The following is an 8,109-nucleotide window of genomic DNA, read 5'->3' on the forward strand; positions in this document are numbered from 1 at the left end:
GGGGGCCGCGACTTTTTGCACGGCTTTGGGGTTCTTGGAACCAACGGTTGGTGCTGGGGCGGGAGTTGCCTCGCCGGCCAGGGTGCGCTGGCCGAGGCGGCGGGCGCTGAGCTGCTGGTGGAGGAGCTGGCCGTGGTTGTGGCTGAGCTCAATGCCAGTGCGGAGAGCCCCGTCATAGTAGGTGGGCAGGATGGCTTCAAATGCGGCGGGATACTGGTCCGCGCGCAGAACATCCAGTGCGAGCGTCGCGGCCCCGATCTCTCCGATCTCAATGCCGATCCAGCGGTCCAGCGCCTTTGCCAGACGAGTTTGATTGGGCGTCTGGGCCACGAGTGTATAGCTCGCGGGCGCGATCAACAGAATGCCGGTGCCACCCTCTGCGAAGAAGCGTCCCCGCAACCTAGAGGGGTCTGGCACGTTGATCCTCGAAAAGCGCCCTGTGATGCGGCCTGCATGAAGAAAGGGATAGAGATCGCCATACTCAAACTCATGGCCCTTGCCAGTCACTTTCAAGGTGCCGCTCAATCGCGCAGTGCCGCTGACCACGAGTTGATCGAAGTGGCTAAGACTGCCCACTTCAATCTCCAGAGTGCCCTGCCGGCTCTGCCGGAAATTTCCCCGAATCGCCAGAGTGCCTATGGAGTTGCCTGGAGCAACGATACCGTCGTTGCTCACGTTTCCGATGATCAGCCCGTTGCCCCCCAAGGTGCCTGCGTGTTCGACATTGACGAAGGGTGAACGCAACACCGTGTTTACAGACAACCGCCCCTGCTCCACAAAAGTACCGGCCACCACAGAGGATTGAGCCCCGGTCAAAATCAGTTCGCCTGACCCTGATTTGGTAAGGGTTCCAGAGCCAACCAGGGGTGCAAGGATACGGGTCGTGGCCGCTCCCACCACTTCAATCCCGGCATCTCCCAACGGCACCAGGGCCCGACCAGCAGACTCGATCCGGTACCCGTCGACTTCAAAATTCAATTGCCGGAAAGGAATGTCATCTGCCAGAACGACCGTGCCAGCGCGAGCGGCGAAGATGGCCGTCATGCCGCTCCACTGGCCGTTGACGTTGCCTGCGAAGTTGGTCCAGTTGGTGCCAGCAAGGCTCCAAACCCCGCTGCCTCCGTCAATACGGCTGTTTGCGAGAGGAAAACTTCCATCCCAGTACTGGGAGCCAGGGCCGGAGGGACCGGTGCTGCCCCCTACCACCAGATTGACCTGGCCGGTCGTCGCGGCATCAATCGAAAAGTCCCCGGCATTAAAGCCGACCGGCACACTCTGAAGCGTGAGTCCCCCGTTGGTCAGAAATCCCGAGTAGTCGATGAGACGGTAACTGGCGGTCGTGAATCCGCCATTGTCCGTGATGTTCAGCAGTCCGTTGAGCACCAGGGCACCGTCGACCTGCAGATGACTGTTCGCTGAGTCACCGGGGGCGCCCAGGGCGTAGTCCAGGACCGTCGTTTCATTTAACTCCAGTGCCCCTGTCGCCAACGAACCTCTGGGGGCGATGGTGGCGGCATTGTTGACCGTGACGGTGGATAGAATCTGACCGGCACCTTCGAGCCGGCTGCCTGACCAGACCTTGACCTCCTGCGTGTCCAGCGAGGCACCCGAAGACAGGCGTAGCACCCCCGAGGTCGTGGCTTGAGCGCCCGTGCCACCGACGAAGACTCCGCCGAAGTCGCTGCTCACCACGCCACCCTGCACCTCCAGCGTGCCTCCCTCGACGTAGTAGTCGCCGTCAGAAGCGGCACCTCCAGTGAGCACCAGGGTGCCTGCACCGTATTTGCCAAGATCCGTCTCGATCACCAACGGCGCATGAATGGTGGCCGCCACTCCTGCTTCCGTGCGAATGTTGGTATTGCCATCGGTGCCACCGTGCAGGACGAAGCCACCGGGTTCGATGACATAGCCATCTGTCAGGAACTGCAGACCGTCAAAAAAGATCTCCTGCTGCAAAGTGACGACGCTAGCGGTGCCGCCAAAGATGGCGACACGGGGATTGGAGACCGCGTTGGCCTGGTCCCAGACCGTGTTGGCCGTCCCCCCAGCATTGGCCCAGTTGGCGCTCGAGGTGTTCCAGAATCCGGTGCCCCCTTGCACCACACCATCGTTGGCGTTGCCAGGACCGTCCCAGAATCGAAGGCTGCCGGGATCCACAAGCAGGTTTACCTGGCCGGCGGTGGCTGTATTCACTTCGTAGGTAAAGCCAGACGGGACCACACCCGTGGCAAGGAGGTTGTTGCTGAAGGAGAAAGTTCCTGCTGTGGGATAGTCGATGAGGCGGTACACTCCAGATCCAAAGCCCCGCTGGAAAGGAAAGTTCAGCACGCCGTCGAGGACGAGCTGGCCCGCGGTATCGGTCACGAGGATACGGTCATTGACGAGACCGCCGAGTTCAAAGTTGAGATTGGACGAAGCATTGAGGATCAAGGAACCTACAGCGATGGTTTCCGGCCCGTCACCTGGGGTGAGGCTGCCCCCGCTCTCCACCGTGACAGGGCCCGCCACTGTGCCCGCACCCGTCAGCGTGGCTCCGCTTCGCACCATCACGGGTCCGGACCCAGTGGCGGTGCCGGAGGTATTAAGCACCTTGAGGGTGCCACCGACCACCTCTGTGCCGCCTGTGTAGGTACTGGCACCGGAAAGGACCAGGATCGCTCCACCGGTTTTGACCAAGTCCCCGGCACTGGTGGCACTGTCCTGCAGACTGCCGGAAAATTCGCCGCCACCCAGGCTAAGATAGCCATCGAGCTCAAGGATGCCGTTGCCATTAAGAGTGCCGATGGTTTCATCCATCAACAAACTGGCAGGGGTCAGGGCTCCACCGTTGAAGGTCACTCCGGCATCATCAGCAATTTGCTCAGAAGCGAGCGAGACCACCTGGCCGCCAGATTCCACCACGAGGTCGCCGGGAATCGCGCCGTTGGCGGCACCTTTATCGAGTTCGAGGATGATACTGGATTTGACCGTAGTCATGCCTGCATAAGAGTTTGCGGTCGTACCTTCAAAGGTGACCACGTGGGTTCCGGTTGCCAGGGGATCAGACTCCAGGGTCAGCCCGCCCCCACCGCTGATGATGCCGGAAAGATGCACGCGGGTCACGGGTGCGGAGACCATGTCGGGGTGCCCGAAGCGAGTCGTGCGATCATCTGCGCCCAGGGCGAGGTTTCCATCCAGATAGTAGACCTCTGGGGCGCGACTGGCAGAGGTGGCGAAGGCCAGCCCGAAGTTGGCAGAGGCCGTGAGGCTGTTGGACAAATGGTAGGAATTCACCGCGGCCCCGTTGACGGGATCTCCAAGCGTGGGACTGAAACCGAGGGTGCCGCCTTCCAATGTGATCGCTCCCGCACCCAGGGCAGTGACATACCACTGGTAGCTTCCGGCACCTCCAGTCTGCGTGACTCCGCCCGCCACCAGGAGCCCTGATTGCAAGGTCGTGCCGCCGAGGTAGGTGCTGGCAGCATTCAGCACCAGTCTGCCGGGGCCTGACTTCACCACGGCCCCGCTGCCGCCCAAGGGGGCATTGATCGTCCCCACCCCGCTGCTGCCATCGACACGAAAGGTGGCCACGCCGGAGGGCAGCAGGGAAAATCCGCCGGATTCAATGACATAACCACTGGTGACAAACTGGATTCCCTGGAAGGTGATGTCCGCCCCCAGGGTGATGGTGCCCGCACTTCCCGACAGAACGGCCGTGCCGTTGACCCAGGCTCCGTTGGCGGCCCCTGAGGCAGTCGCCCAGTTGGTGTTGGGGTAGTTCCAGGTGCCAGTGCCACCATCCACGGTGTTATTGGCGGTGGTGTTGGGCCCATCCCAAAACTGCAGGCCGAGTGAGCCGGTGGTCTGGATGAGCAGATTGACCTGACCTGCCCCGGCGCTGACGGTAAAGTCATATCCAGAGGGCTGAGTGCCGAGGCTGAGGATGTTGTCCACCAGGGTCCCCCCATAGTTCATGAGGCGGTAGATGCCCGTGGTGAAGCCGGTGAGCCCGGTGACATTCAGCACCCCGTCCAGGGTGAGATTCCCTGTCACCTGAATGAGATCCCCCACGCCGCCTGGGGAAGCCAGTTCGTATTCGAGAATGGACGAGTTGTTCAGCAGTAGCGAGGTCACGGTAAAAGTCCCAGGACTGCTGCCGGGTGCCAGAATGCCGCCATTCTGAATGGTGGTGGCCCCGGCGCTGCCCGTTCCGGCCAGAGTGGCACCGGAGTTCACGGTAAAACTGCCTGCAGACATGTTGCCGTTCAGTTGCAACTTGCCCGCCGAAACAGTGGTGGTACCAGAGAAGGTCTTTGTTCCGGTAATGGTCAGGGTTCCCGCCCCTTGCTTGATAAATGCGCCATTGCCTGAAATTTGAGAAGTAATGCTGGTGGAAGCCGTCGCGCCTGCGGTCAGGGTCCCTGCACCAATGGCAATGGTGCCGCCGGTGGAAGACAGGTCCCCCACCGTTTGATTGAATCCGTTGAGACTAAACGTTCCCGTGCCGCTGACGGTCACCGCCGCCGTACTGACCAGGCGGTCACTCGCGGCCAGACGGAGTGTGCCGGCAGAAATGCGGGTGCCTCCTGTGGAGGTCTGTACTCCCGAAAGGGTCAATATACCGTTGCCCATCTTTTCTAGAATACCCGTGCCGGAGATCACGCCCGCATAGTCCAGGGCGCTCGTGCGATAGAAGGTGAAAGTGCCGTTGTTCACCACGTCGCCCACAAAGGCCCCGTCACCGAGGACATTGCCGATCTGCAATTTGCCGGCATTGACGGTGGTGCCGCCCAGATAGGTGTTGTTTCCTGTAAGAATGGTGGTGCCACTACCCGACTGGACCACCGCACCAGATCCGGAAACAACCTGGGCAAATGTCAGTGTGTTCGAGCGGTTGAAAATGAGTGTTCCGTTGACCGTGACGTTTTTGTTAATGCTGCCGGTCGTACCACCATTGCCGAACTGCAAGGTGGCACCGCTGGAGACCGTGGTGGTGCCGGTATAGGTGTTGTCGTTCGTGAAGATCGTGGTGCCTGCCACGATGTTCACGATGCCGGGGCCGCTGCCTGAAATTTGCGGTGCGAACACATAGTTGTTCGAGGTGTGATTGAAAGTGAAGACCAGCGGACCTGGCGTGGTGGTGGCGAACAGCACGGCGCGGGCTTCAATGACGCCTGGAGCGGCTGCCACGGAGGCTGCATCAGCTCCAATGTTGATCGTGCCCTGACTACCCGAGATGCCTCCGATTACGACAAAGGCGTCAGAGTTGTTCAGTTTAAGTTTTCCACCGTCGGCAAGGGTCAGGACGCCGCGTCCGGTCGATCCCACGGTCATTCCTGTGGCGTGGTCTGCTGCCACCGCCTGCGTGTTTGAGATGTTCCATACAGAACCCGGGCCGGTGATGGTGACCACGTCGGTCGTGGTGGCGCTAGCATCGGCGGCGGAGCTGATGACGGAGAATCCACTGTTCACCGTGCCGCCAGCACTGATGGTCATGGTGCCTTTGGCATTCGTGTTGTTGCCGACATAGAGATTGTACGGCGTGCTAAAAGTGGAACCGGTGCCGCTGACGAGAAGTACAGCTGTGGAGTTAGCGCCACCGCCGAGCCGGACGTCTGCGAAGATGCCGTTCGTGGCCGTTGCTGCGATGGTGACTTTGCCCCCATCCAGCACAGAAAGACTGCCTGTCGCCGAAGTCCGCCCCAAGGTCATCGCCAGATTGCTGTAGACGCCGCTGATGTTCCACTCCGAGCCAGCACCCTGCACGGTGACCTGACCGCTACTGATGGCACTGGTGGCCCCCATGAGATTGTGCACGGTGCTCATCTTGGCTTGATCCGAGACGGTCACCGTCCCGATCCCTGCGCCGGAGGAACCCATGAGGAAATTCCCCGTGGACCACGCCGTGCCATTCCCAGAAATCACTGCTGTTCCCGATGACGCAGCCCCCACCGTCACCACCGCCGTGGACGCGGTGGCTCCACTCAGGAGGTTGAAATAACCTAACCCGCCATTGCCCACCGTCAGGGATCCAACGGTTTGAACAAAACTGGATCCCGTGCCCTGGACAGTCAGCGTTCCTGACGCCGTCGGATCAAACGAGCCGAGCAAGACCTGCGAACTCGCCTGCAACTTTCCACCTGATTCCACAGTAAGCGTGCCCACCGCCCCGGTATCGGCAGCGATGTACAAGGTCGAGTTGACCGTCCACTGGGAGCCGGTCCCTTTGATCAAAGCTGTTCCTGTTGTCCCTGGATAGTTGGCCAGCACTGCAGAGGCAGAAGTAACCTTGCCTCCGTTGGAAATGGTCAGGAGTCCCACGCCCTTGTCTCCAATCGAGAACTCTCCGGAACCTACGGTGAGGGTTCCGGCACCTGTCACTTCGAGCGCACCCGTTTTAGACGTCTCGCCCAGAATGAGGCCTTGAGCTACCGCGCCCGCCTGATCCACCAGCGTCTGTCCAGAAGATTCACCATTGTTGATGATGACGCTTGAGGTCGAGACGGGCAGGGCATTGCCGCTCCAGTTGCCGGTGGTGAACCAGTTGCCTCCGGCAGGGTTGATCCAGGTGACCTGGGACACAGCCATTCGGGAATTTATAACCAATGAAACGGCGATGAATGCAAGAACACGCACGCGACCCCTGGTAGAACGGCTTGTCTTCATGCCGGAGTCATCTCCCCTCGCTCTCCTACTGACCATACGCCAAATGGCGTAATTTATGCGATGCAGATTCGTTCTATGCTGCGTGCTGACTGTTGCTCCATTGCCACCCCAGCCCTTTATCCATGTCTCTCATCACCCAGTCCGACCTGAAGAAGCTCAGTGCCTGCGCCAAGGATCTGATGGCTAGCGCGGACGAGGCGGAGCTACGCCAGAAGGTGGTCTTCAAATGGCTTCCCACGTTTATCCCCTCCAACTGGATCTCATGCAATGAGTTCTACAAAGGCGAACGGCTCAGCATCATCATGGATCGTGACACCGCATTGCTGGCCACCTATGGCGAGGCCTTCAACCAGTACATCCACGAACATCCCTGCTATCAGTTGGGGGAGGGTGGCATCTCCATGCCGTTGAAGATCAGCGATTTTCTCACTCAAGAACAGTTCCACAAACTCACCCTGTATCAAGAAGTGTACCGCCACATCGGGGTGGAATATCAAATGTCCACCTCCACACAGCCGGTGCCCGGATATCTGGTGGGACTGGCGCTGTCCCGCACGCACAAGGACTATGATGAACGTGAGCGCGTACTTCTTTCGCTCATGCAGCCGGGTCTGGAGAAATCATTTCGCGAAATGCGGAGGCGTGCAGAGCTGAAGAGTCTCTCAGCGAGAGAGTTGGAGGTGTTCGACTGGGTGGGGAAAGCCAAGACGAACAAAGAGATCGGTCAGATTCTGGGCATCAGTTCCCGGACGGTGCAGAAGCACCTGGAGTCCGTATTTGAGAAACTGGGCATCGAGAGCCGCACAGGTGCGGCGCTCTGGATGAAAAGTATGAAACCCTCCGCGTGATCCTTTCGATACACACGGAGGGCTCCTGAACCGACGTTGTTAGCTGAGTTAGAACTTGAAGTTCATGCTCGCAGACACGGCGTGGTTGCCGTCATCGCCGCGACCGAAGTCGGCATTGTAGTACACATTGAAGTAGAGCTCTGTGCCCACCTGAACGCCGACACCAGCGCCGACGAACACGGCGTCGCGGTCGTCGTTGGAACTGCGGTATTCGAAGCCGGGGCCGCGACCGCCGTCGAGACGGGCGTGCAGGGTTTCATCGTCCTGAAGGAACTCGTGCTGCCAGAACACGCGCAGTTCGGGGATGATGGCGACGGTCTCGCTGGCATGGAGGGTGTAGGCGAGGCGGCCGCCCAGGTAGGTGCGGAAGCTTTCGCTGGTGGAGTCATCCAGGCCCAGGTTCAGCACACCAGCCCCGGTTTCCGTCACACCGTCCATCTCCAGACGGGTGTATTGAGCGCTCAGTTGAGGACCCACAGTGAAGTTGCCGAACTGGAAGTCATAGCCGGTGCCGATGAGGGAGAAGAACTCCGCCGCATCCGGATTGCTCCGGGCGGTGCGATCCAGGGAAGCCCAGGAGAGGGGGCGCACGATGCTGTAGTCCGTGGTGCCGCCG

General features: G+C 60.1%; 3 protein-coding genes. 1 reads left to right on the plus strand and 2 read right to left on the minus strand.

Annotated features, from left to right (window positions below; genetic code table 11):
- Nucleotides 1–6,567, minus strand: a 6,567-nt coding sequence (locus BV034_RS00795; protein WP_081887490.1) for an autotransporter-associated beta strand repeat-containing protein, incomplete at its 3' end; no start/stop codon positions are given.
- A gap of 200 nt (nucleotides 6,568–6,767) precedes the next feature.
- Between BV034_RS00795 and BV034_RS00800 the strand changes: the two genes are divergently transcribed.
- Nucleotides 6,768–7,493, plus strand: coding sequence for a LuxR C-terminal-related transcriptional regulator (locus tag BV034_RS00800; protein ID WP_050023147.1), 726 nt, complete (start codon nucleotides 6,768–6,770; stop codon nucleotides 7,491–7,493).
- A 48-nt stretch (nucleotides 7,494–7,541) separates the two neighbouring features.
- Here BV034_RS00800 and BV034_RS00805 read toward each other — a convergent pair.
- The coding region (locus BV034_RS00805) for an autotransporter outer membrane beta-barrel domain-containing protein (protein ID WP_265592491.1) at nucleotides 7,542–8,109 on the minus strand (568 nt) is incomplete at its 5' end.

The sequence above is a fragment of the Verrucomicrobium sp. BvORR034 genome (assembly GCF_000739635.1).
Classification (GTDB): domain Bacteria; phylum Verrucomicrobiota; class Verrucomicrobiia; order Verrucomicrobiales; family Verrucomicrobiaceae; genus Verrucomicrobium.